The 20,896-nt window shown below is 65.4% G+C and carries 20 protein-coding genes; 13 read left to right on the top strand and 7 right to left on the bottom strand.

What is annotated here, in order from left to right; translation table 11 throughout:
• Positions 1 to 117: 117 nt before the first annotated feature.
• On the top strand, positions 118 to 495 hold the full coding sequence (locus EI171_RS28770; RefSeq protein WP_161535338.1) for a VOC family protein: 378 nt from the start codon (positions 118 to 120) through the stop codon (positions 493 to 495).
• A gap of 181 nt (positions 496 to 676) precedes the next feature.
• Here the strand turns inward: EI171_RS28770 and EI171_RS28765 are convergent, their stop codons facing one another.
• Entirely contained in the window at positions 677 to 1,282 is a 606-nt protein-coding gene (locus tag EI171_RS28765; protein WP_028170865.1) for a TIGR00730 family Rossman fold protein, read from the bottom strand.
• A 200-nt stretch (positions 1,283 to 1,482) separates the two neighbouring features.
• Here EI171_RS28765 and EI171_RS28760 point away from each other — a divergent pair, with 200 nt between their 5' ends.
• The 4 genes from EI171_RS28760 to EI171_RS28745 all read left to right on the top strand — a co-directional run bounded on the left by EI171_RS28760 (position 1,483) and on the right by EI171_RS28745 (position 6,130).
• On the top strand, positions 1,483 to 3,438 hold the full coding sequence (locus EI171_RS28760; protein ID WP_028170866.1) for an ABC transporter ATP-binding protein/permease: 1,956 nt from the start codon (positions 1,483 to 1,485) through the stop codon (positions 3,436 to 3,438).
• 77 nt (positions 3,439 to 3,515) lie between these two features.
• Positions 3,516 to 4,220, top strand: a complete 705-nt coding sequence (locus tag EI171_RS28755; protein WP_257784524.1) for a phosphatidylserine decarboxylase — start codon at positions 3,516 to 3,518, stop codon at positions 4,218 to 4,220.
• 87 nt (positions 4,221 to 4,307) lie between these two features.
• A complete protein-coding gene (locus EI171_RS28750) occupies positions 4,308 to 5,189 on the top strand; it encodes a phosphatidylcholine/phosphatidylserine synthase (protein WP_028170867.1) in 882 nt (293 codons plus the stop codon).
• 221 nt (positions 5,190 to 5,410) lie between these two features.
• Positions 5,411 to 6,130 carry an RraA family protein gene (locus tag EI171_RS28745; RefSeq protein WP_038966252.1) on the top strand — a complete coding sequence of 240 codons (720 nt, stop codon included), beginning with the start codon at positions 5,411 to 5,413 and terminating at the stop codon, positions 6,128 to 6,130.
• A 9-nt stretch (positions 6,131 to 6,139) separates the two neighbouring features.
• On the opposite strand, the gene EI171_RS28740 is transcribed toward EI171_RS28745, so the two are convergent.
• Positions 6,140 to 6,433, bottom strand: coding sequence for a hypothetical protein (locus EI171_RS28740; RefSeq protein WP_028170869.1), 294 nt, complete (start codon positions 6,431 to 6,433; stop codon positions 6,140 to 6,142).
• A 101-nt stretch (positions 6,434 to 6,534) separates the two neighbouring features.
• On the opposite strand from EI171_RS28740, the gene EI171_RS28735 reads away from it, so the two are divergent.
• The 8 genes from EI171_RS28735 (at position 6,535) to EI171_RS28700 (ending at position 16,382) form a co-directional block, all read left to right on the top strand.
• A complete protein-coding gene (locus EI171_RS28735) occupies positions 6,535 to 7,359 on the top strand; it encodes an SDR family NAD(P)-dependent oxidoreductase (protein WP_161535337.1) in 825 nt (274 codons plus the stop codon).
• A 212-nt stretch (positions 7,360 to 7,571) separates the two neighbouring features.
• Positions 7,572 to 8,345, top strand: coding sequence for a motility protein A (locus EI171_RS28730; RefSeq protein WP_011086581.1), 774 nt, complete (start codon positions 7,572 to 7,574; stop codon positions 8,343 to 8,345).
• A gap of 24 nt (positions 8,346 to 8,369) precedes the next feature.
• The gene (locus EI171_RS28725; RefSeq protein WP_011086582.1) at positions 8,370 to 9,200 is read left to right on the top strand and encodes a flagellar motor protein MotB; all 831 of its coding nucleotides are present in this window, start codon (positions 8,370 to 8,372) and stop codon (positions 9,198 to 9,200) included.
• Between the two features lie 256 nt (positions 9,201 to 9,456).
• A complete protein-coding gene (locus tag EI171_RS28720; protein WP_063921615.1) occupies positions 9,457 to 11,355 on the top strand; it encodes a potassium transporter Kup in 1,899 nt (632 codons plus the stop codon).
• A gap of 140 nt (positions 11,356 to 11,495) precedes the next feature.
• Positions 11,496 to 13,427, top strand: a complete 1,932-nt coding sequence (locus EI171_RS28715; protein ID WP_161535336.1) for a potassium transporter Kup — start codon at positions 11,496 to 11,498, stop codon at positions 13,425 to 13,427.
• A 310-nt stretch (positions 13,428 to 13,737) separates the two neighbouring features.
• Positions 13,738 to 14,064 carry a rhodanese-like domain-containing protein gene (locus EI171_RS28710; RefSeq protein WP_028170872.1) on the top strand — a complete coding sequence of 109 codons (327 nt, stop codon included), beginning with the start codon at positions 13,738 to 13,740 and terminating at the stop codon, positions 14,062 to 14,064.
• Positions 14,065 to 14,072: 8 nt separating this feature from the next.
• Complete coding sequence (locus EI171_RS28705) at positions 14,073 to 15,251, top strand: aminotransferase (RefSeq protein ID WP_011086586.1); 1,179 nt, start codon at positions 14,073 to 14,075, stop codon at positions 15,249 to 15,251.
• A 6-nt stretch (positions 15,252 to 15,257) separates the two neighbouring features.
• Positions 15,258 to 16,382: a polyamine ABC transporter substrate-binding protein gene (locus tag EI171_RS28700; RefSeq protein WP_161535335.1), complete on the top strand. Its 1,125-nt coding sequence runs from the start codon at positions 15,258 to 15,260 to the stop codon at positions 16,380 to 16,382.
• Positions 16,383 to 16,485: 103 nt separating this feature from the next.
• Here EI171_RS28700 and EI171_RS28695 read toward each other — a convergent pair whose 3' ends face one another.
• Genes EI171_RS28695 through EI171_RS28675 form a run of 5 tightly spaced genes read right to left on the bottom strand, consistent with a single transcriptional unit; the run spans position 16,486 to position 20,693 of the window.
• Positions 16,486 to 17,418 carry a lipid A biosynthesis lauroyl acyltransferase gene (locus EI171_RS28695; RefSeq protein ID WP_161535334.1) on the bottom strand — a complete coding sequence of 311 codons (933 nt, stop codon included), beginning with the start codon at positions 17,416 to 17,418 and terminating at the stop codon, positions 16,486 to 16,488.
• A gap of 8 nt (positions 17,419 to 17,426) precedes the next feature.
• Complete coding sequence (locus EI171_RS28690; RefSeq protein WP_011086589.1) at positions 17,427 to 18,704, bottom strand: beta-ketoacyl-ACP synthase; 1,278 nt, start codon at positions 18,702 to 18,704, stop codon at positions 17,427 to 17,429.
• Between the two features lie 12 nt (positions 18,705 to 18,716).
• Positions 18,717 to 19,928 (bottom strand): beta-ketoacyl-ACP synthase, encoded by a 1,212-nt coding sequence (locus EI171_RS28685; RefSeq protein ID WP_161535333.1) that lies wholly within the window; start codon positions 19,926 to 19,928, stop codon positions 18,717 to 18,719.
• Positions 19,925 to 20,395, bottom strand: a complete 471-nt coding sequence (locus EI171_RS28680) for a 3-hydroxyacyl-ACP dehydratase FabZ family protein (protein WP_161535332.1) — start codon at positions 20,393 to 20,395, stop codon at positions 19,925 to 19,927. The genes EI171_RS28685 and EI171_RS28680 overlap by 4 nt, the downstream gene beginning before the upstream one ends.
• 10 nt (positions 20,396 to 20,405) lie before the next feature.
• Positions 20,406 to 20,693 carry an acyl carrier protein gene (locus EI171_RS28675; RefSeq protein ID WP_007592476.1) on the bottom strand — a complete coding sequence of 96 codons (288 nt, stop codon included), beginning with the start codon at positions 20,691 to 20,693 and terminating at the stop codon, positions 20,406 to 20,408.
• Positions 20,694 to 20,896: the final 203 nt, after the last annotated feature.

Genomic DNA, 20,896 nt, shown 5'->3' with positions numbered 1-20,896 from the left:
CATTCCGGGGCGGTCCGCAGGACCGAACTATGGTGCGCCATTGCGCACCTGAGAATCTCGAGATTCCGGGTTCACGCTGCGCGTGCCCCGGAATGACTGTGGGAGGGGAGCGCACCAATGATCGATCACATCTCCGTCGGCGTCAGCGATCTCGATCGCTCCGCAACATTCTACGAGGCGACGCTCGCCGCCCTCGGCCTGACGCGTCTCGTCATGCGGCCGCGCACGGTCGGCTTCGGCAAGGCCTATCCTGAATTCTGGATCAACTTGCGCGAAGGCATGCCGCGCGTAGCCCCGGAGAGCGGCGTGCACATCTGCCTGCGGGCGAAGACCACAGCCGAGGTCGATGCGTTTCATGCCGCCGCGCTGTCCGCCGGCGGCGCATCCGACGGCGCGCCGGGCATCCGCCCGCACGATCGCGTGCGCTACTACGCGGCCTTCGTCGTCGATCCCGACGGCAACCGGATCGAGGCGGTGACGTTTCCTGCGGAATAGAGCGTTATCGCCACGAAGGCGGTGCGCTCCCTCTCCCGCTTGCGGGGGAGGGTTGGGGTGGGGGTATCTCCACGGGCGAGAACCCCCAAGAGGAGAGAACCCTCACCCGCCGCTATGCGGCGACCTCTCCCGCAAGCGGGAGAGGTGACGGAGCCCGCGGTGAAATCGAGCCAACCAATCGTTACAGCTTGCGCGCGACTTCCGGAGCGAGCTCTTTTTCCGCCTCGGCGAGCTGTGCCACGGCGGCCTTCAGCTTCGGCAGGATCTCCTCGACCCGATCGGCCTTGAGGATGTCGACCGAGAGGCCGGCACGGATGAACTCGGTCTGGCGCATGTGCGACAGCAGCGAGAACAGCGGCTCCCAGAAATTGTCGATATTGGCGAGCAGCACGGGCTTGGCGTGACGGCCGAGTTGCTTCCAGGTCAACTGCTCGACCAGCTCCTCCAGCGTGCCGACGCCGCCCGGCAGCGCCACGAAGGCGTCGGAGCGCTCGAACATCAGCCGCTTGCGCTCGTGCATGTCGGGGGTGACGATCATCTCCTGCACCCGCGTCAGCGCGTTCTCGCGCATCCGCAGGAATTCGGGAATGATGCCGGTGACGGTGCCGCCATTATCGAGGACGGAGGTTGCGACCGAGCCCATCAGGCCGAGCGAGCCGCCGCCATAGACCAGGCGGATGTTGTTCTCGGCGAGCGCCTTGCCGAACGCCTTGGCGCCTTCGGTGAAGCGGGGATTGGTTCCGGGGCCGGAGCCGCAATAGACACAGACGGTTTTGATCGTGCTCATTGGTGCCATGATGCATTGCAGCGAAGAGGCGTCAAGCCCAATCGGTGATTCGGACCTCCCGGAAATCTACCGGTAAATGGCGACAAACAATCAAAGATTCGCCATCTGGCGGGGTGCGCTCGCTCCCGGAAGCTTCTATATGACGAGCGAAAATCGTTAATCGCACCGTGCCCGCATCCGGCGGGCTTTCAGGCTTCTTGATGAACCAACCTCATTCGCCGCCCGGCGCCGACGTGCCAGATCCCGCCGGCGGGCCGCTCGAGCGGGCCACCCTGATGGGCACGCTGGCGCACCTGTGGCCCTATATCTGGCCGGGCGACCGCTTCGACCTGAAGATGCGCGTGGTCTGGTCGATGGTGCTGCTGCTCGCCGCCAAGCTGATCACGCTGACGGTGCCGTTCAGCTTCAAATGGGCGACGGACGCGCTGACCGGCGCGAACACCGCGCCGGTGCTGCCCGACAATTGGCACCTCTGGGTGATCGCCTCGCCATTGCTGCTGACGGCGAGTTACGGCGTGACGCGCATCCTGATGGCGGTGCTGACGCAGTGGCGCGACGGCCTGTTCGCGCGCGTCGCCATGCATGCGGTGCGCAAGCTCGCCACCATCACCTTCATCCACATGCACGAGCTATCGCTGCGCTTCCACCTCGAGCGCAAGACCGGCGGCCTGACGCGCGTGCTCGAGCGCGGCCGCGAGGGCATCGAGGTCATCGTGCGCATGGTGATCCTTCAGCTGATCCCGACCATCGTCGAGGTTTCGCTGTTGCTCGCCGTGCTGCTCTGGCAGTTCGACTGGCGCTACGTGGTGGCGACGCTGATCACGGTCGCGGTCTACATGTACTACACCTACATCGCGACCGAGTGGCGGATCGGCATCCGCCGCAAGATGAACGATTCCGACACCGAGGCGAACACCAAGGCGATCGACTCGCTGCTCAACTACGAGACCGTGAAATATTTCGGCGCCGAGGCGCGCGAGGCGCAGCGCTACGACCGCTCGGTCGCGCGCTACGAGGAGTCGAGCGTCCAGGCCTATACGTCGCTCGCGGTGCTCAATACCGGCCAGGCCGTGATCTTCACGCTGGGGCTGACCGCCACCATGCTGATGTGCGCCATCGGCGTGCGCAACGGCACCAACACGGTCGGCGATTTCGTGCTGGTCAACGCCATGATGATCCAGCTCTACCAGCCCCTGAACTTCATGGGCATGGTCTATCGCGAGATCAAGCAGGCGATCATCGACATCGAGAAGATGTTTGGCGTGCTGGGACGCGAGGCCGAGATCAAGGACGGCCCCGACGCGCAGCCGCTGGTCATCTCCGCCGGCATCGTGCGTTTCGAGGACGTGCGCTTCGCCTATGAGCCGGCGCGTCCGATCCTGAAGGGCATCAGCTTCGAGGTGCCGGCCGGCAAGACGGTCGCGATCGTCGGGCCGTCGGGCGCCGGCAAGTCGACCATATCGCGGCTGCTGTTCCGCCTCTACGACATCTCCGGCGGCAGGATCCTGATCGACGGCCAGGATATTCGCGAGGTCACGCAGGCGAGCTTGCGCGCGTCCATCGGCATGGTGCCGCAGGACACCGTGCTGTTCAACGACACCATCCGCTACAACATCCGCTACGGCCGCTGGGACGCCAGCGATGCCGAGGTCGAGGAGGCGGCACGCCTCGCGCAGATCGACAATTTCATCCGCATGGCGCCGAAGGGCTATGAGACCCAGGTCGGCGAGCGCGGCCTGAAACTGTCGGGCGGCGAGAAGCAGCGCGTCGCGATCGCGCGCACCGTCTTGAAGGCGCCGCCGATCCTGGTGCTGGACGAGGCGACCTCCGCGCTCGACACCCACACCGAGCACGAGATCCAGGGCGCCCTCGACCGCGTGGCGAAGAACCGCACCTCGCTGGTGATCGCGCACCGGCTTTCGACCATCGTCGGCGCCGACGAGATCATCGTGCTGGACCAGGGCCGGATCGCCGAGCGTGGCACTCACGCAAAGCTGCTCGCGCAGGGCGGCCTCTATGCCAGCATGTGGAACAGGCAGCGCGAGGCGGAGGCCGCGCGCGAGAAGCTGGCCAAGATGGCCGATACCAGCGAGGCGCCCAACCGGCAGCCACCGCCGGTCGAGGACGCCCTGACGACGCCTGCGGCTGCGGAGTGATCTTGTCTCCGGTCCCAACTCTGGCCTAAACAACTCCACCGCGCGGGACGCCCTGCGCCATCAACCCAGAGCGGCAGATAGCGATGTCCATTCTCGATTCGATCCAGCGTCAGATCCCGCCGATCCACAAGGAGGGCTATCCCTTCATCGGCGGCTTTGCGCTGGCAAGCCTGATCCTGTTCTGGCTGTGGTCGCCTTTGGGGTGGATCGGCACCATCCTCACCGTATGGTGCGCGCTGTTCTTCCGCGACCCCGTGCGGGTGACGCCGGTGCGCGAGGGGCTGGTGGTGTCACCGGCCGACGGCCGCGTCTCGATGATCACCATGGCGCTGCCGCCGGCCGAGCTCGGGCTCGGCGACCGGCCGCTGCCGCGCATCTCGGTGTTCATGAGCGTGTTCAACTGCCATGTGAACCGCAGCCCGATCGCGGGCAGGGTGGACCGCATCGCCTACCGGCCCGGCCTCTTCATCAATGCCGAGCTCGACAAGGCGAGCGAGGACAACGAGCGCAACTCGCTGGTGATCACGACGCCCACGGCGCGGATCGGCGTGGTCCAGATCGCAGGCCTGATCGCCAAGCGCATCGTCTGCTTCGTCAGGGAGGGCCAGGCGATCGGTGCCGGCGAGCGGTTCGGCCTGATCCGTTTCGGCTCGCGCCTCGACGTCTATCTGCCTGTCGGCACCAAGGCGCTGGTGTCGGAAGGGCAGACCGCGATCGCCGGCGAGACGATTTTGGCCGATCTTGCCGGCGACGACCCGAGTCGCGCCTACCGCGCCAATTAACCAATAAGTCGGTCCCTGGGGCCCTTCCGCCGCAATGGCGGAGGGGGACGCGGCTTGCTATATCTCGCCTCAAGGTGAGGACGAGCCATGACGCCCTATGACATCAAAGACCCTGACGTTCGCCGCCGGCGGTTCCGCCCGATTCCGGTGCGGATGTTGGTGCCCAACGTCATCACGCTGCTGGCGATCTGCGCCGGCCTGACGTCGATCCGGCTGTCGATCGAGGGGCGGATGTCGCTCGCCGTCTACGCCATCGTGTTCGCCGCCGCGCTGGACGGCATCGACGGCCGCATCGCGCGCATGATCAAGGGCCAGTCCAAGTTCGGGGCGGAGCTCGACAGCCTCGCCGACTTCGTCAATTTCGGCGTCGCGCCCGGGCTGATGCTGTATTTCTGGCAGTTGCACGAGCTCGGCAATGCCGGCTGGATCGCCGCGATGGTGTTCGCGATCTCCGGCGGCCTGCGTCTTGCGCGCTTCAACGCCACAATGGACGATCCCAACAAGCCGGCCTTCGCCGCCAATTTCTTCACCGGCGTGCCGGCGCCGGCCGGTGCGATCACGGTTCTGCTGCCGATCTATGTGGCGTTCCTCGATCTCGGCCGCGCGCCCGCGGCGGTGACGGCGGCCTACACGCTGCTGATCGCCTTCCTGATGGTGTCGCGCCTGCCGGTGTTTTCCGGCAAGACCAAGCGCATGCGCGTGCCGCCGGAACTGGTGCTGCCGGCCTTCGTCGCGGTGATCGTCTTCATTGCTATCCTGATCGCCTATCCCTGGCACGTGCTGTCGATCGGCACGGTGCTGTATCTTCTCGCTTTGCCGCTCGGCTACAAATCCTATCGCGACCAGGCGCGCGCGATGGAGGCTGCCACGCCTGCGGGAGGCGAGATCTCGTCGCCGCCGTCGGCGCCGACGCTGGCGAACCTGTCGGAGCCGCCGCACGACGACGACCGGCCCGGACGGCTGCACTAAAGCGCGATGAGATTTGGCTGAAACCTCATCGCGCTTTAGGTCGTTGTTTGAGCATGATCTTTTCGGAAAACCGCTGCGCACTTTTCCGGATCATGCACTGAGCGTTTTTCGCGGATATCTGCCATGAAGGCGCGCTGAGTTGGGTTGAGGCCCGATCTCGGCTATATCGCCCTGTGCCGGCGGCATCGCGTCAATCAGCCGCCAATCTGGGAGAGAACGCCGTGACTGATACCGCGACCGGGCCGCTGCCCGCTTCCGTCCTCGAAGCGCTGGGCCGCTATGACACCCCGACGATCTGCAACGCCATGGAGATCGTGGCACCCGAGCGCCGGCTGATCGGCTACACCACCAAGCAACTGGTTTGTCCGTTCCCCGACCTGCCGCCGATCGTCGGCTATGCCCGCACGGTTGCGATCCGCTCGGTGCTGAAATCCTCGCTGCCTGCCGAAGAGCAGTCGAAGCGCCGCATCGAATATTACGAATATGTCGGCACCGGCCACGGGCCGCGCATCTCGGTGATCCAGGACATCGACGGCCCCGACGTCGGCTACGGCGCGTTCTGGGGCGAGGTGCAGAGCAACGTGCACAAGGCGCTCGGCTGCCTCGGCGTCATCACCGACGGATCGATCCGCGACATCCCGCAATGGGCCCCTGGCTTCCAGGCGCTGGCCGGCTCGATCGGCCCGTCGCATGCCTGGGTGCATGCGGAGAGTTTTGGCGGCGAAGTGCGCGTCGCCGGCATGACCGTGAAGTCCGATGATCTCATCCACGCAGATCAGCACGGCGCCATCGTGATCCCGCTCGACGTCGCCGCAAAGCTGCCCGAGGCCGCCGAACTCTGCGGCCGCCGCGAGACGCCGATCCTGGAGATCGCCCGCAGCCCCGACTTCTCGCTGGAGAAGCTGAAGGCGGCGCTGAAGCGCTCGGCGGAGATCCACTGAGCTTGCAGCTTACGGCCGCGATGCCGGCCGCGGGTCGCCCTGTTCCGTCAGAAACAGGGCGGCCTGATCCGGCTCGGCGAACATTGCGGCGGCGCATCCGATCAGGGTGAAGCCGCCGGCGAGATCCCACAGGGTGATGTCGTCCGCCTTGTCAGGACCTTGAACCAGGCGCGCTGCGATCACTGCGAAAGCGGCTTCGACAAAGAGCAGGACGCTGAACGCCGGCAGGACGAGTTCCGGTTCGAGCAGATGAAGCGCCAGAACCGCAGGAAGCGCGGTGAGAAGGCCGAACAGCGTCAACATTGCAAAACGGCTCCTGCGATGGAGCATGCCGCACCGACCATAGAATACTGTATGATTCCTGGTCACGGATGTGGCCTAGGGCCGCAGTCGGAGGGCCTGCGATGCAGATGAATGACAAGACGGTCCTGATTACTGGCTCGACCGACGGCGTCGGCCGCTACGTCGCGCGCCGGCTGGCGGCCGAGGGCGCGAAGGTCCTGATCCACGGCCGCGATGCGGCGCGCGCAAAGACGCTGATCGACGAGATCGTGAAAGCCGGTCATGCCGCGCCGATCTTCTATCAGGCGGACCTGTCGTCGATGTCGGGCACGCGCGCACTCGCGGAAGCCGTGAAACGTGATCACCAGCGTCTCGACGTCTTCGTCAGCAACGCCGGCATCGGCTCGCAGAGTGACGGGCCGCAGCGTCAGGTCAGCGCCGACGGTCATGAGCTGCGCTTCGCCGTCAATTATCTCTCCGGCTTCCTCCTCGCCCATCTCTTGCTGCCGCTGCTGAAGGCCGCGGCGCCGTCGCGCATCGTCAACGTCGCCTCGCTCGGTCAGCATCCGATCGACTTCGACGACGTCATGATCACCAAGGGCTATAGCGGCTCGCGCGCCTATGCGCAGAGCAAGCTCGCGCAGATCATGTTCACGATCGATTTCGCCGAGGAAGTGAAGGGCGCGGGTGTCACCGTGAACTCGCTGCATCCGGCGACCTACATGAACACCACCATGGTGCGGGCCGGCGGCATCACGCCGATCTCGACGGTGGAGCAGGGCGGTGCGGCGATCCTGCGCCTCGTCGAGGGCGACGACGTCGCAGGCAAGAGCGGATTGTTCTTCAACGGCATGAATGAGGCGCGCGCCAATCCGCAAGCCTACGATGCCGACGCACGCAAGCGTCTGCGCGCGCTCAGCCTGGAACTGGCGGGCATCTCGTCGTAGCCCCGCGCAACATGGTTAGCGAAGTGTTGAGATTCCCGTCGGGGGTCGGCAAAGCCGGCTTTCTCCTGGCGCGATGCGCCGGTCCGGCGCGCCGGCTCAACTTAACCTTTACGCGGCTTTAAGGGCGGCCCTCTAGGGTTTCCGATGCGGTTCGGGGTTGGGCCGCGCCAGCGGCCAGGACGGCCGTTGTTGCGTACGCGTTGGAGTCTCTCATGGATATCATGACCGGCGTTGGGCTCACGGCGGGCATCATCGTCATCGCAGCGATGATCTTCATGGGCGGCGACCTCCACATGTTCATCTCCGAACATGCGATGATCATCATCTTCGGCGGCTCGATCTCCGCCACCATGATCCGCTTTCCGCTCAGCGCGCTCCTGCACGGCCTTCCGCTCGGCGCCAAGTTCGCCTTCACCATGAGCCGGCTGTCGGCGCACGACCTCGTTGACGAGCTCGCCCGCATCGCCGAGATCGCCCGCAAGCAGGGCCCGGTGGGGCTCGAAAAGGTCGAGACCGACGAGCCGTTCCTCGCCAAGGGCATCCGCTATGTCGCCGACGGCTACGACCTCGACTTCATCCGCGACAATCTCGAGCGCGACCGCGACAACTTCCTGATGCACCTCGACGAGGGCAGCAAGATCTATCGTGCCATCGGCGACTGCGCCCCGGCCTTCGGCATGATCGGCACCCTGATCGGCATGGTGCAGATGTTCGCGAACATGACCGACCCTTCCAAGCTCGGCCCGTTCATGGCGACCGCGCTGCTCGCGACGCTCTACGGCGCGCTCGTCGCGAACCTGTTCTGTCTGCCGATCGCCGACAAGCTGCACGGCAAGCTGCTGGATGAAGAGACCAACCGCACCCTGATCATCGACGGCATCCTGATGATCCGCGACTCCAAGAGCCCGACGCTAGTGCGCGAAATGCTGCTGGCCTATCTGCCGGAGAAGCATCGCCACGCCGAAGGCGAGCCGGTGCCGGCGTAACGCCGCCCGCCGGGACAGACAGCCATGGCCAAGAAGAAGCGCGGCGATGCTCACGGGGGCGGTCACGGCTGGTTCGTGACCTTCGCCGATTTGATGGGCCTGATGATGAGCTTCTTCGTGATGCTCGTCGCATTCTCGACGCAGGACGCCAACAAGCTCAAGATCGTCGCCGGTTCGATGCGCGACGCCTTCGGCGTGCAGAGCGAAGCGCGCTACGCCGGCATCGTCGAGTCCGACGGCCTGCCGACGCGCCCGCGGCTCAAGAACGTCGACCATATCCAGCCCGAGGATGCCTCCAACACGCCGACCCCGGACCAGGAGGACCGCGACCGCACGTCGGGGGCGAAGATCAAGGTCGACCGCAATTTCGCGCTCGCCGCGGCCTCGCTGCGGCAGGCCTTGCAGGACATGCCGGAACTGACCGAGATGTCCAAGCACATCATGTTCGAGGAGACCAAGCAGGGTCTCAATCTCGAAATCGTCGACCAGGACGGCCGCTCGATGTTCGCCGACGGTTCCAAGGTGCCCTATGACCGCACCCGCCGCCTGGTCGAGAAGCTGGCGATTCCGCTCAAGGCCACGCCGCTCCGCGTCTCCATCGCCGGCCACACCGCGGCCGGCTTCGTGCCGACCCGTAGCGACTACGGTGCCTTCGATCTATCCGCCGACCGCGCCAATGCCGTGCGGCAGATCCTCGAGCGCGAGGGCCTGCCGGCCTCGCACATCTTCGCCGTCTCCGGCAAGGCGGACACCCAGCCGCTGTTTCCGGACGATCCCTCGCTGGCCGCCAACCGGCGCGTGACCATCACCCTGATGCGCGAGGATCCGCCACTGCCGCCGAATTTGAAGCCGTAGGCATGATCCGGAGAAGTGGGCACCGGTTCTCCTTCGCGACAAACGCGACACGCGTTTGCGCGGGGATCATGTCCAAACGATAAGCCCCTTGCGCTACCATCTTACCTGAGGCATCTCGTCGCGCAGGCGACGAGCGTGGCTGCGCCGTCACAGCATTCGGCCCGGCGCCTGCTAAGGTGGGGTGCCGATTGACAGGCGCGCCGGAAGCGTCAAAAGGCGCCGGATCAAATTCAGGGACGAAGCGTTTTCCATCCACATGACGGCGAGCATCACATCGACCGAGACCCAGGAAGGGCCGGTCACATCGGGCTTTTGGGCGCTCACGCTCGGGAGCATCGGTGTCGTTTTCGGCGACATCGGCACCTCGCCGCTCTACGCATTCCACGAGGCGGTGCGGGGCGCGGCCCATGGCGAGCCGGTCACGCGGGTCATGGTGCTCGGCGTGCTCTCGCTGATCCTGTGGGCGCTGCTGATCGTCGTCACCGCCAAATACGTCCTGCTGCTCTTGCGCGCCGACAACAACGGGGAGGGCGGTACGCTCTCGCTGATGGCGCTCGGCCAGCGTGCGCTCGGGCGGCGAAGCTGGTTCCTGCTCGCGCTGGGCGTGGTCGGCGCCTCCATGTTCATCGGCGATTCCATGATCACGCCGGCGATCTCGGTGCTGTCGGCGGTCGAGGGCTTGAAGCTCGCGACGCCCGCCCTGGAGCACTACGTCGTGCCGCTCACCGTCCTCATCCTGGTGCTGCTGTTCGCGGTCCAAAGCAAGGGGACCGCGCTGGTGGCCTCGGCCTTCGGGCCGGTGATGGTGGTCTGGTTCACGTGTATTGCCGTGATGGGCGCCGTCCACATCGCCGACGATCCGTCGGTACTTGCCGCGATCAATCCCTATTACGCGCTGCAATTCCTGCTGTCGCACGGCACGATCGGCCTGGTGACGCTGGGCGCCGTGTTCCTGGCGGTGACCGGCGGCGAGGCGCTCTACGCCGATCTCGGTCATTTCGGCCGCAAGCCGATCCAGGCGGCCTGGATGTTCTTCGTGCTGCCCTCGCTCTTGATCAACTATTTCGGCCAGGGCGCGCTGGTGCTGTCCGATCCCAGCGCGATCGAGCATTCCTTCTACCGCATGGTGCCCGAGCATCTGGTGCTGCCGCTGGTTGGTCTTGCGACGGCGGCGACCGTGATCGCGAGCCAGGCGGTGATCACCGGCGCCTATTCGCTGGTCTATCAAGCCGTGCAGCTCGGCCTGCTGCCGCGCTTCGAGGTGCGCTACACCTCCGAAAGCCATGCCGGCCAGATCTATCTGCCGCGCGTCAACCGGCTGCTGCTGATCGGCGTGATGCTGCTGGTGCTGTTGTTCCACACCCCCAGCAATCTGGCTTCGGCCTATGGCATCGCGGTCTCCACCACCATGGTCGCCGACGGCATCATGGGCTTCGTCGTGATCTGGAAATTGTGGAACTGGCGCGCGGCTACGGCGGCTGCCGTGATCCTGCCCTTCGTCGTCGTGGACATGAGCTTCTTCAGCGCCAATCTGCTCAAGCTGCTCGAAGGCGCCTGGGTGCCGCTGCTGTTCGGCGCAGCCATGGCGGGGACGATCTGGACCTGGCGGCGGGGCTCGGGAATCCTGATCCAGAAGACGCGCCGGATCGAGGTGCCGCTGGACGATCTGATCCGGAGCCTGGAGAAGCGGCCGCCGCATATCGTCAAGGGCACGGCGGTGTTCCTGACCAGCGATCCATCCTTCGTGCCGACCGCGCTGCTGCACAACCTCAAGCACAACAAGGTGCTGCACGAGCACAACGTGGTCCTGACCATCGAGACCGCGCATACGCCGCGGGTCGATCTGTCGGAGCGGTTCCGGATGGAGAAGATCAGCGACAAGTTCTCCAAGGTCCGCCTGCGCTTCGGCTTCATGGAGCAGCCGAACGTCCCCAAGGCTCTCGCGATCGCGCGCAAGCAGGGCTGGCAGTTCGACATCATGTCGACGTCGTTCTTCGTGTCGCGGCGGTCGCTGAAGGCCTCGGCGCAGTCGGGGATGCCGCTCTGGCAGGACCACTTGTTCATCGCGCTAAGCCGGTCCGCCAACGACGCTACCGACTATTTCCAGATTCCCACGGGACGGGTGGTTGAAGTCGGCACCCAAGTCACCATCTGAACGCAATTGGCGGATCCATGCAAAATTTGCATGGCGAGGGCCCAAAAACGGGCTAGGCTATGCCGACAGCGCAGGACTATAAGCCCGCGCTCTTCCGCCGTTGTGCAGTGAAGCATTTTTAGAGGCCACCGGGCTCTCCCATGACAAGCGACGTAGCAGTTCCCGCCCCGGAAACGGCGGCGGCCAATGGCCATGGCGAGGCCCACACCACGGCCCGTTTCGGCGCGCTGACGCTCGGCAGCATCGGCGTGGTCTATGGCGACATCGGCACCAGTCCGCTCTACGCGTTCCGCGAGGCCGTGACGGCGGCCTCCTCGGGCACCGACGGGCTCGCTACGCCGGCGGCCGTGCTCGGCGTGCTCTCCCTGATCCTGTGGGCGCTCATCGTCGTGGTGACGCTCAAATACGTCGTGATCCTGCTCCGCGCCGACAACAACGGCGAGGGCGGCACGCTCGCGCTGATGGCGCTGGCCCAGCGCGCGGTCGGCACCGGCGGGGCGACCATCGTCCTGCTCGGCATCATCTCCGGCGCCCTGTTCTACGGCGACGCCGTCATCACCCCCGCGCTTTCGGTGCTGTCGGCGATCGAAGGCATGAAGGACGTCACGCTGCGGTTCGAGCCCTACATCGTGCCGCTGACCGTAATCATCCTGGTCGGCCTGTTCGCCGTGCAGTCGCGCGGCACCGCCCGCGTCGCCGCCTTTTTTGGCCCGATCATGTGCGTCTGGTTCGCGGTCATTGCAGTGGCGGCGATCCATCCGATCATCGCGCAGCCGCAGGTGCTGTTCGCGCTGAACCCGCTCTATGCCGTGTCCTTCATGCTCCACCACGGCATCATCGGCTTCGTGACGCTGGGCGCGGTGTTCCTGGCGGTCACCGGTGCCGAGGCGCTCTATGCCGACCTCGGCCATTTCGGCAAACGGCCGATCCAGACCGCCTGGCTGTTCATCGTGCTGCCATCGCTGGCGCTGAACTATCTGGGGCAGGGGGCGCTCGTGCTCGGTGATCCCGGGGCGATCGAGAGCCCGTTCTTCCAGTTGTTTCCGCAAGGCTGGATCCGTGGCGCCATGGTCGTGCTCGCCACCGCCGCCACCGTCATCGCAAGCCAGGCCGTCATCACCGGCGCCTATTCGCTGACACGCCAGGCGATCCAGCTCGGGCTGCTGCCGCGCTTTGAAATTCGCCATACGTCTGAAGCCCATTCCGGCCAGATCTTCATCCCGCGCATCAACCAGCTCCTGCTGGTCGCGGTGGTGCTCCTGGTGCTGCTGTTCCGCTCCTCGAGCGCGCTGGCGTCCGCCTACGGCATCTCCGTCACCGGCACCATGGTGGTCACGGCGATGATGGGCTTCGTCGTGATCTGGAAGGTCTGGCGGTGGTCGCCGCTCGCGGCGGCCGCGCTCATCGCGCCCTTCCTGTTCCTCGACCTGACCTTCCTGGCCGCCAACCTGCTCAAGGTGTTCGAGGGCGGCTGGGTGCCGCTCGCCCTCGGTGCGCTCATGATCATCCTGATGTACACGTGGCGGCGCGGCAGCCGGCTGCTGTTCGAGAAATCGCGCAAGCTCGAGTTCCCGCTCGCCGACCTCGTGGCCATGCTGGAGAAGCGGCCGCCGCAGCGCGTGCCCGGAACGGCCGTGTTCCTGACCTCGGACCCGCTCAGCGCCCCGACCGCGCTGATGCATAGTCTGAAGCACTATAAAGTGCTGCACGAGAAGAATGTCATTCTCACCATCGAGACCGCGCAGACCCCGCGGATCGACCCGGCCGAGCGGGTCAGGCTGGAGCAGATCAGCCCGACCTTCTCCAAGGTGACGCTGAAGTTCGGGTTCATGGAATCGCCCAACGTGCCGAAGGCGCTGGCGATCGCCCGCAAGCTCGGCTGGCAGTTCGACATCATGTCGACCTCGTTCTTCCTGTCGCGCAGGGCGCTGAAGCCCGCCGCCCATTCCGGCATGCCGCGTTGGCAGGACCGGCTGTTCATCTCGCTCAGCCGCTCCGCCAACGACGCCACCGACTATTTCCAGATCCCTAGCGGCCGCGTGGTCGAGGTCGGAACGCAGGTGACTATCTAGCGTCCGAGTTGGCGCACGTCCGTCTCCACCGCTGTCATCGCCCGGCCCTTGACCGGGCGATCCAGTATTCCAGAGACGGCGAGGGGATACGGCGAGGCCGCGGCGTATTGGATTCCCCGCCTTCGCGGGGAATGACACCGAATGCGTGGTGAGGGCATCCTGAACGCCGGACTTCAAGTCGCTGCGATTTAGCTTTAACTTGCGCCGCGCGGCTCAAGCCTTTGGAGCGCTTGATTTTCGTCTCCCGAGAGGCGAGGTTGCCGCCCGCCGGGATCGCCCCGGCATGCGGCTCGCGACGTTGGAGGATGATGTGGCAAATCAAGTACAGGATCTGACCCCGGACGAGGTCTCCAAGGGTGTCGCGGAAGGGCGCTATCTGCTCGTCGACGTCCGCGAGCCGAACGAGGTCGACGCCGAGGCCTATCCCTACGGCGTCGTGGTTCCGCTCTCGACCTTCGACCCCAAGGCGATCCCCGATCCCCAAGGCAAGGAGGTCGTGTTCGCCTGCCGCTCGGGAAAGCGCTCCGTGACGGCCTCGCTCGCGGCGCAGGCGGCGGGCCTGCCTTACGACAAGCATCTGGCCGGCGGCATGCTGGGCTGGAAGGCGGCAGGTCTTCCCAGCAAGGTCGGTGGCTGATCCGGCCGATGTCCAAGAGCTCGTCCCTGAACAAGGTCTTCGCCGACCTTCCCGTCACTATCTTTGAGGCGATGTCGCAGGCCGCGCGCGACAACGCCGCCATCAATCTCGGCCAGGGCTTTCCTGACGATCCCGGCCCCGAGGACATCCGCCGCGCCGCGGCTGACGCCTCGCTGAACGGCTACAACCAGTATCCGTCGATGATGGGCCTGCCGGAGCTGCGCCAGGCGATCGCGACCCATTACGGCCACTGGCACGGCCTCAAGCTCGATCCGATGAGCGAGGTGATGGTCACCTCCGGCGGCACCGAGGCGCTGACCTCGGCCATCCTCGCGGTGGTGCAGCCCGGCGACGAGGTGGTCTGCTTCCAGCCGGTCTATGATTCCTATTTGCCGATCATCCGTCAGGCCGGCGGCATTCCGCGCCTCGTCCGGCTCGAGCCGCCGCACTGGCGGCTGAATGAGGACATGCTGAAAAGCGTCTTCAATTCAAAGACCAAGGCGGTGCTCTTCAACAATCCTTTAAATCCCTCCGCGGTGGTCTATCCGCGCGAGGATCTCGAGCTCTTGGCGCGCTACTGCCAGGAGTTCGACGTCATTGCGATCTGCGACGAGGTCTGGGAGCACGTCACCTTCGACGAGCACAAGCACATCCCGCTGATCACGATTCCGGGTATGCGCGAGCGCACCATCAAGGTCGGCTCGGCCGGCAAGATCTTCTCGCTGACGGGCTGGAAGATCGGCTTCGTCTGCGCCGCGCCGCCGCTATTGCGCGTCGCCGCCAAGGTGCACCAGTTCCTGACCTTCACCACCGCGCCGAACCTGCAGGCCGCCGTCGCCTACGGCCTCGGCAAGTCCGACGACTACTTCCTGTCGATGCGCAAGGACCTGACGCGGAGCAGGGACCGGCTGACCAAGGGGCTCGAAAGCCTCGGCTTCCCCGTGCTGAAGTCGCAAGGCACCTACTTCCTCACCGTGGACCTGTCGCCGCTCGGGCTCAACGAGAGCGATACCGAGTTCTGCTGGCGGATTGTGAAGGACTACAAGGTCGCGGCGATCCCGGTCTCGGCGTTCTACGAGCAGGACCCCGTGACCTCGGTGGTGCGCTTCTGCTTCGCCAAGAAGGACCAGACGCTTGACACCGCCTTGGAGCGGCTGTCGGACGCCGTGCGTGGACGCAAGAGGTAGACAGAGATGACGAACGTCGGCCGCTCCGGACTTCGCTTTGGCTTTGGCTTTGGCCTCGCGATCGCCGCAGCGCTGACGTTGCTCTCCGCCCCCGCAGGCGCCGAGGAGCGGGTCGTCAACTTCTACAACTGGTCCAACTACATGGCGCCTGATGTCCTTGAGGCCTTCACCAAGGAGACCGGCATCAAGGTGATCTACGACACGTTCGACGCCAACGAGACGCTGGAGACGCGCCTGATGGCCGGCAAGTCCGGCTACGACGTCGTGGTGCCGACGGCCTATTTCCTCCAGCGCCAGATCAAGGCCAACATCTTCCAGAAGCTCGACAAGTCGAGGCTGCCGAACCTTAGCCATGCCTGGCCTGTCGTGACGCAGCGCCTCGGCATCTACGACCCCGGCAACGTCTACGCCGCCAACTACATGTGGGGCACCACGGGCATCGGCTACAACGTCGCCAAGGTGAAGCAGATCCTCGGACCCGACGCGAAGATCGACAGCTGGGACATCGTCTTCAAGCCGGAGAACCTCGCCAAGTTCAAAGACTGCGGCGTGCACATGCTCGACTCCGCCGACGACATCTTTCCGGCGGCGCTGAGCTATCTCGGGCTCGATCCGAACTCGACCAAGCAGGCGGACCTCGAGAAGGCCGCCGATGCCGTCGCCAAGGTTCGCCCGTCCGTGCGCAAGTTCCACTCGTCCGAATATCTGAGCGCGCTTGCCACCGGCGAGATCTGTTTCGTGGTCGGCTGGTCCGGCGACATCATGCAGGCCCGCGCCCGCGCTGCGGAAGCCAAGAGCGGCGTCGAGATCGGCTACACGATCCCGAAGGAGGGCGCGCAGATGTTCTTCGACAATCTCGCGATCCCCGCGGATGCCAAGAACGTCAGCGAAGCCTATGAGCTGATCAACTATCTCTACCGCCCGGACGTCGCCGCCAAGAACTCGGACTTCCTGTCCTATGCCAACGGCAACCTCGCCAGCCAGAAGCTGGTCGATCCGAAAATCCTGGGCGACAGGAACATCTATCCGGACGAAGCGACGCTCGCAAAACTGTTCGTCATCACGGCGCGTGAGCCGGCGACCCAGCGCATCATCAACCGGCTCTGGACCAAGGTGAAGACGGGGCGCTGACGTGCGGCACCCGTCATTGCGAGCGAAGCGAAGCAATCCAGAATCGATTCGCGGAGACGCTCTGGATTGCTTCGCCGCTTCGCTCCTCGCAATGACGGCGTAGCTACCGCCACCTGCGGTGCAGCCACAACCACTGCTCGGGATGCTCGCGCACCCAGCCTTCCACCACGTTGGTGATCGCCTGCGTCGTGCCCTGGATGTCGATCTTGCCGTCGGCATCGCGGACCGGCGGGACTTCCTCCGTCAACTCCGCGGCGAAGCGGCCGCCGGGCTTGCGGATGACGCGGACGCCGTGGATCGGGCATTCGACCTGGCGCAAGAGGCGCGCCAGCATCGGATTGGCGCGGGTCTTGCGCCCGAAGAAGGTGACCTCGACGCCGCCGGTCAGATACTGGTCGATCAGCATGGCGACGTGCTTGCCGTCCTTCAGCGCCTGCGCGAGGCGTAGCGGCGCATCGCGCCCCGCAGGGATCAGCGTGCCCATGTTGACCTGGCGCATCTCCTGGATGATGCGGTCGGCGGAGGCGATGTTCGGCCGGCGGTACAGGATCGCGGCATCGAGGCCATGCGCGACAGCGGCGAGCGCGGGCAATTCCCAGTTGGCCAGGTGCGCGGCGAAGATCAGCGCCGGCTTGCCGTCGTCTCGGATTTGGTCGAACAGCTCGATGCTGCGCTTGGGCAATTCGATCCGGCTCACTTCCGGATGGTCGCGGTCGTAATCCCAGACGTGGTCCATATGGGCGAACTCGGCGCCGACGCGGCCGAGATTGTCCCAGACGCCCATCAGGATCTGTTCGATCTCCTCCGGCGATTTCTCCGGAAATGCAGCGGTGAGATTGGCGCGGCCGATCCGGTGCTCGCGCAGGCGCGGGCCGATCAGCTTCACAACGCGTGAGAAGAAGTCCGAGGTCTTGACCGGATCGAAATAGCGCGTGGTGCGCAGCATGCCGACCGTGGCGGCGCCGATCAGGCCGCCGCCGATCGATTTGGCAGCCTCCCGCGCGCGGGCCTTCGTGCTCGCAGGAAGCAGCGCCATGCGTCCGGTCAGGCCGGTTCGCGGGTCAGGATCAGCGAGGCGTTCTGGCCGCCGAAGCCGAACGAGTTCGACATGACAGCGGTCACGCGCGCATCGCGCGCCTTGTTGCCGACGACGTCGAACAGGATCGTGGGATCCGGGGTCTCGTAGTTGATCGTCGGCGGGATGCGCTGGTGCTCGAGCGTCAGCAGCGAGAAGATCGCCTCCACCGCGCCTGCGGCCGAGATGGTGTGGCCGACCATCGACTTGTTGGAGGTGACCGGAATCTTCGAGACGAGATCGCCGAACACGGCCGATGTCGTGTTGTACTCCATCTTGTCGTTTTCTGGCGTCGCGGTGCCGTGCGCGTTGATGTGGTCGATCTGGTCCGGGGTCATGCCGGCATCGGCCAGCGTCTTGTTCATGCAGCCGATGATCGGCTTGCCGTCGGGCGAGGAGCGGGTGCGATGGAAGGAATCGGTGAGCTCGCCGCAGCCGGCGATCACGCCGAGGATTTTTGCACCGCGCGCAGTCGCCGCTTCATAGCTTTCCAGCACCAGCGCGCCGGCGCCTTCGGCCATGACGAAGCCGTCGCGGTTCTTGGAGAAGGGGCGGGAAGCCGCCTGCGGCGGATCGTTTTGGGTCGACAGTGCCGAAAGCAGCGAGAAGCGCACCAGCGCTTCCGGATTCACCGTGCCGTCGGTCGCGACGCACAGCGCGGCATCGGTCTCGCCGCGGCGGATCGCTTCCACGCCGAGCTGGATCGAGGTCGCGCCCGAGGCGCAGGCCGTGGACAGCGAGATCGGCGAGCCCTTGGTGCCAAAGGTCTCGGCGAGATGGGCTGCGACCGAGCCGAACATGAAGCGGTGATGATATGCGCTGTACTTGCCGCCGCCGGAGATGCGCAGCAGGTCGTCATAGGTGAAGTCGAGCTTGCCGACGGCGCGGCCGAGCTCGCGGCGCTGCGGCCATTCGACTTCGACGGGCGCGACCGCGAGGAAGAGGGGGCCCGGGAAATCGGCGTTGGCGCCGATGCCGGCCTGCTCGAGCGCTTCCTGCGTGACCATCTCGGCCATCCGCTCGGACAGGCCGGTGGAGGAGAACGGATCGACGCTGACGAAATCGACCGTGCCGGCCATCGTCGTCTTCAGGCCGTCGACCGGAAAGCGCGTGATGGTGCGGATGCCGGATTCGCCGGCGACGAGCTTCGCCCAATTGTCCGCCTTGCCGGCGCCGAGCGAGGTCATGATGCCCATGCCGGTGACGACGACGACGGGACGCCCGAATTTGTCGCGTGGTGCAGTCATGTCGATCCCCCGCTAGAGCTGGCTTACGGCCTCGACCAGCGCCATGCCTTCGCCGCGCCAGTGTCCGGCCCCCACGACCACAATCTGGGTGGGTGCCCCCTGCATTTCAATCTCGGTCCCTGTGGAATCGTTCGGCGGGAACAGTGCGCCGCGCGAGATCGACAGCGCGGCGAGCGCGATTCCGAGCGGGAATTGCGTCTCCATGGTGTGTCCGAACATCGTGCCGGTCGAGCGAACCGGGAAGTCGGCGTGGTCCTTCAGGAAGCCGCGCTCCTCGGATGTCGCGGGCTCTGCGCCGGTCGCGCCAGTGATGATCGCGCCCTTGCCCTCGCGCTTCGGCAGCTTGGCCCAAAGCTTCTCCAGCGTCGCCGCCATGTCGCCGGGCTGCTTGCGCCGGGCCAGATCGGCCACCACGCTCGACAGTTTCGCGAACGGCTTTGCGCCGCGGGCTTCCGCGTGCGCGCGCGATTCCAGCACCAGGAAGGCACCGGCCGAGCCGAGCGCGAAGCCGGCGTGGTCCTTGCGCGCCCAGACGGGAGCGAACTTGTCCTTCAGGTTGAAGTCGCCGAATTCGTAGAGGACCATGAGGTCCTTGCGCTCGCCATTGTGCGAGCCGCCGATCAGGGCGATGTCGCTCTCGCCCGAGGCGATGCGCGCGAGCGCGATGCGGGCCGCATCGGCGCCCGCAACCTCTTCGCCCATGAAGGTGCGCGAGGTGCCGCCGAGCCCGTGCACGATGGCGATGTTGCCGGCGAGGAGATTGGAGAGCTGGGCCAGAAACAGCGTCGGCCTGAGATCGCTCATCAGGCGTTCGTTGAGGAAGCCGGGCGCATTCGCCCCCTTGGCCTCGGCCGTGAGCACGCCGGTGTCGACGTTGAGATCGCGCTCGCCGCCGCCGGCGGCCACGACCATATCGATCTTCGACAGGATATCCTTGTTGCCCTTGATCCCCGCAGAGTCGAGCGCGAGGCCCGCGGCATAGGTGCCGATGCGCTGCCAGGCTTCCATCTGGCGCTGGTCGCCCTTCTTCGGGATCTGGCTGTCGAAGGAGACCGGCATCAGCGGATGCACGATGTAGGGCGCAAAGCCCTTCTCGTCGACATTGATGCGCTTCTCCTGGAGCGCGGCCCAGTTGGCGTCCAGGCCCTCGCCGAGCGAGGTGGCAAGGCCAATGCCGGTGATCCAGACTTCCGTCTGGCCGGGCTTCGAAGCGGTGTCAGTCATGGCGATACGGCCTGCTGCGGAAAGCCGACGCGCTCGGCGACTTTCGCCATGTATCCGCGCATGTCCGCGTTGGGGAAGGGGATCAGCGTGAAGGTGAGCGCCGCGTTCGCGCGCAGCTTGCCGCCGACCTTGATCTTGGCTTCGGTCATGGCATAGCCCGAGCCCTCATAGGAGAGGCTCGCCTCGATGCTCATGAGGTCGCCGGGGAACACCGAGCCACGCACCTTGGCCTCCTTCACGGCGGCCAGGATCGGCATGCGCTCGAACTTGAACACGCCGAGCTGAAGCCAGCCCGAGGCCTGCGCCATCGATTCGATCAGGAGCACGCCGGGCATCAAGGGATAGCCCGGGAAGTGTCCCTCGAAGACGGTGCTTTCCTTCGGGACCTGGGCCTCGACGACGATCGTCTTCTCGTCGACCCTGAGGTCGACGATGCGATCGATCATGTGAAAGTATTCGAGTTGCATGGCCGCCCGATTAGGCGCTCGCGCCCTTGGCTGCAACCAGCTCGTCGATGCGCGCGCACAGGTTCTTCAGCACGAAATATTGTTCGGTGGTCGCTTTGCCGTCGTTGACCTCCTGGGTCCACTTTTCCAGCGGCAGCTTGATGCCGAACTGCTTGTCGATCGCAAAGGCGATATCGAGGAAATCGAGGCTGTCGATACCGAGGTCATCGATGGCGTGGCTATCCGGCGTGATCGTGTCGCGCGGAATGTCGCAGGTTTCAGCGATGATCGTAGCGACCTGATCGAATGTGGAGGACATCACTAAGCCTTTGATATATTGCAGATATTTGTCAGATGTTCCAGAGTGGCATGGCGGGTGGGCATCGCGCCCCTGATGACGCCCTCAACCCCCCTCTGGCCGGGTCGAGAGCCCGTATATCGGAGCGCCGCCCTGAGTTCAATGGAGCCGGGCAGGCCAAGGGGACAGCAAGGGACGGAGCTGGGGATGCCTGCCGGAGCCCC

Origin of the sequence: Bradyrhizobium sp. LCT2 (assembly GCF_009931255.1) — a bacterium.
Classification (GTDB): Bacteria; Pseudomonadota; Alphaproteobacteria; order Rhizobiales; family Xanthobacteraceae; genus Bradyrhizobium; species Bradyrhizobium diazoefficiens.
The sequence above is the reverse complement of the archived record's forward strand: the minus strand, read 5'-3'. Positions and strand labels throughout refer to the sequence as shown.